The sequence below is a fragment of the Enhygromyxa salina genome (assembly GCF_000737335.2).
GTDB classification, from domain to species: Bacteria; Myxococcota_A; Polyangia; order Nannocystales; family Nannocystaceae; genus Plesiocystis; species Plesiocystis salina_C.
This window is the reverse complement of the sequence record NZ_JMCC02000247.1, coordinates 1-2,349: the sequence shown is the minus strand read 5'-3', so window position 1 is coordinate 2,349 and position 2,349 is coordinate 1. Positions and strand designations below refer to the sequence as shown.

Annotated in this window: 3 protein-coding genes and 1 pseudogene; 2 read left to right on the top strand and 2 right to left on the bottom strand. The window is 39.8% G+C overall.

The genetic code is table 11. The features are described from left to right. Together DB30_RS42090 and DB30_RS40635 are read left to right on the top strand one after the other, a co-directional pair. Window positions 1-294, top strand: a pseudogene (locus DB30_RS42090) (hypothetical protein); the annotation flags it as partial. Next, the gene (locus DB30_RS40635; protein ID WP_205633204.1) at window positions 284-730 is read left to right on the top strand and encodes a hypothetical protein; all 447 of its coding nucleotides are present in this window, start codon (window positions 284-286) and stop codon (window positions 728-730) included. The pseudogene DB30_RS42090 and the gene DB30_RS40635, both read left to right, overlap by 11 nt. A gap of 121 nt (window positions 731-851) precedes the next feature. Here the strand turns inward: DB30_RS40635 and DB30_RS40630 are convergent, their stop codons facing one another. Then, window positions 852-1,451 carry a hypothetical protein gene (locus DB30_RS40630; protein WP_420870708.1) on the bottom strand — a complete coding sequence of 200 codons (600 nt, stop codon included), beginning with the start codon at window positions 1,449-1,451 and terminating at the stop codon, window positions 852-854. A 156-nt stretch (window positions 1,452-1,607) separates the two neighbouring features. Continuing rightward, entirely contained in the window at window positions 1,608-2,114 is a 507-nt protein-coding gene (locus DB30_RS40625; protein WP_146662932.1) for a helix-turn-helix domain-containing protein, read from the bottom strand. Window positions 2,115-2,349: the final 235 nt, after the last annotated feature.

Genomic DNA, 2,349 nt, shown 5'->3' with positions numbered 1-2,349 from the left:
ATAGTAAAAAAAAGAAGAAGAATCCTATACAACCCATTTTGGAAACATTTAGATAAGCGGCAAGAAGACCATACATTCTCAGGAACTTATATAAATAAATCAGACGCAATGGACAAATGGAAAACCTTTGACCAAATGCTATTTTCATCGTATTTTCTGAGTGATACAGATTGGTCGATTGACACATACTTTACAGAATTTCAGAAGAATTTCAACAACATAGGCTTTGATTTTACAGATTTCTTTGACCATGTACCGATATACGGGAGGATTATAAAAAATGATGCAAAATAAAGACACAGACCTTAACATGAAACTTCTAATTCAAGAAAAATATAAAGCGGCCATGGCAAAAATGGACGGAAAAAAAGATAGTGAAGCTCTTATAAACGAGGCGCTTACTGAGATAACTGCACTTTTAGAGCACAAAATAATCTTTAAGAAATTAAGCGTAGCCGACCAATACGGCTCGAGACAAACTGATGTTTATGTACAAAACAAAGAAAACAAATATGAAGAGTTTGTTTTCTCTTACGAGTTCGAAACTGAAAAAATCTTTCCAGTTCGCATGTCATACGTAAACATAATAACCTCCTTTTGCTCTAACGTGCCTGAAGTAGCAACTTTTATGAAAGAAATGATCTCAGAAGAAACTTTCATGATAAAAATCATAAGGGTTTCTGAAGCGATAGAAAATCCATTTAATTCCGACGATGATATACCGTTCTAAAAATTTAAATGGAAACACGCAAAAATAAATTAGCTTTAATTTATTTTTTCATTGGCGCGAAGCTTTATCTTTCCGTGCTAGCCACCTTTATTTCCATAAAGATTTTTAGAGAAAAGAATAGCTATGGTTTAATAGAAATAGCCCCAGTTGCCAATTGGTATTTATCTAACCATGCTGCTGTTAATCCACATCTGAACCGGACCACATCAAGTATTTTTTGGTAATCATCAGAGAGTGCTCTTGTAAACACAGGTTCATGATGAGCAATCCTGTTCCTCAAAATTCTAACTTGTTCAAGTTCATTGAACACATGGAGTCTTTTACCTTGAGGAGGCAAAGAGGGGTCTAAGTTGGGTAAGACATTGTCGATATGTGGTATCCACACGCGAGTATCATGGCGAGCGGTGAACATACTTTGCCAGAAAAAAAAGGTCAGTTCCGGAATAACTTTTCCTGTGGTCACGACCCCGTCTTTTGAACGAGCAGAAACAAGCTCCATTCGTCTTTTAAAAGGAAGGCTCCCTTCATAGGTACTATTCCAAGGCCAGCGATCGCCATAAACTGAAGTCAGCGCATCGGATACCGAATTCCTTATGACAACCTCACAAACGTGCAGGGGCCCAAGAAAAGCGCCAGAGACAACAGCATTCCAAGCGTAAAGGTCCAGCGCAGACGGATCATCATCTGAGGCACATACTACCGCATCTTCATATGTGGAGATTCGTGCATGTGAAAGGGCAAGCTTCACTGCATCAATTGTCGCTTTATCCGTATTTGACATGATTACCTACCCGCTTTATAGTTGTATTTGAGCCACGGGCCTCGTGGGCGAAAGCCTCCTCCCGGGACAAAAGACAGAAGTTAAGAGAAGGTCCGCTTATGCGGGCTTTTTCGTTTCTTGCTTCAGTGCAACTTTGTTCACCCCTCCTTTCCGAGTAGACTGCTTCCTAATCTCATTAGCCTCTTCAATTTCTGGTGCTATTTTCTTTAGTTTTTCCACTAATCCAGTTAGATCATACTCATTACTTAGTTTTCCTTTGTTCAAAGCTCTTCTTTCAATTCTTGTAATGAGGCCTGCGGACTCAAGATCAGCTAAATGTCTTTGAATTTGCCTTGGGCTAAGGCCAAGCCTTTCGCTTAACGCTTGCTTACTTGGAAATGGTTTTCTGCCTGCTTCCCACCAAAAATCAGCGAGTTGCAATAAAACAGCTAGCTGCGTTGGATTAAGTCCTAATCTCTGTTGTGCCCGAAGCAGCAAAGACGGGATCATACAAAAACCCAGTTTCATAACAGAACGCCCCCATTTTTGATCAGAAACCTTATCTGATTTAGCTGGAAGCTGAATGACATTAGTATCTTTTACCTTAGGCAATTGAGGCGCCATGTGAGTTACCTTTTAGCTATGCTGACAAGAACAATTTACGCCTAATCGTCAGTTAGTTAAACATATCCTCAGTAGACATATTAGTCTCCAGTCTCAGGTCAATTTTGTCTGGTCTCCTCTAGACAACGAAGTCCAGTAAAGTAATACCAGGTAATCAGGATGACGCGAAACGATACCAATGAGGAGATACTAGGTAGGGGTCATACAGGTCTAGAGGAGACCAGACAAAATTGAC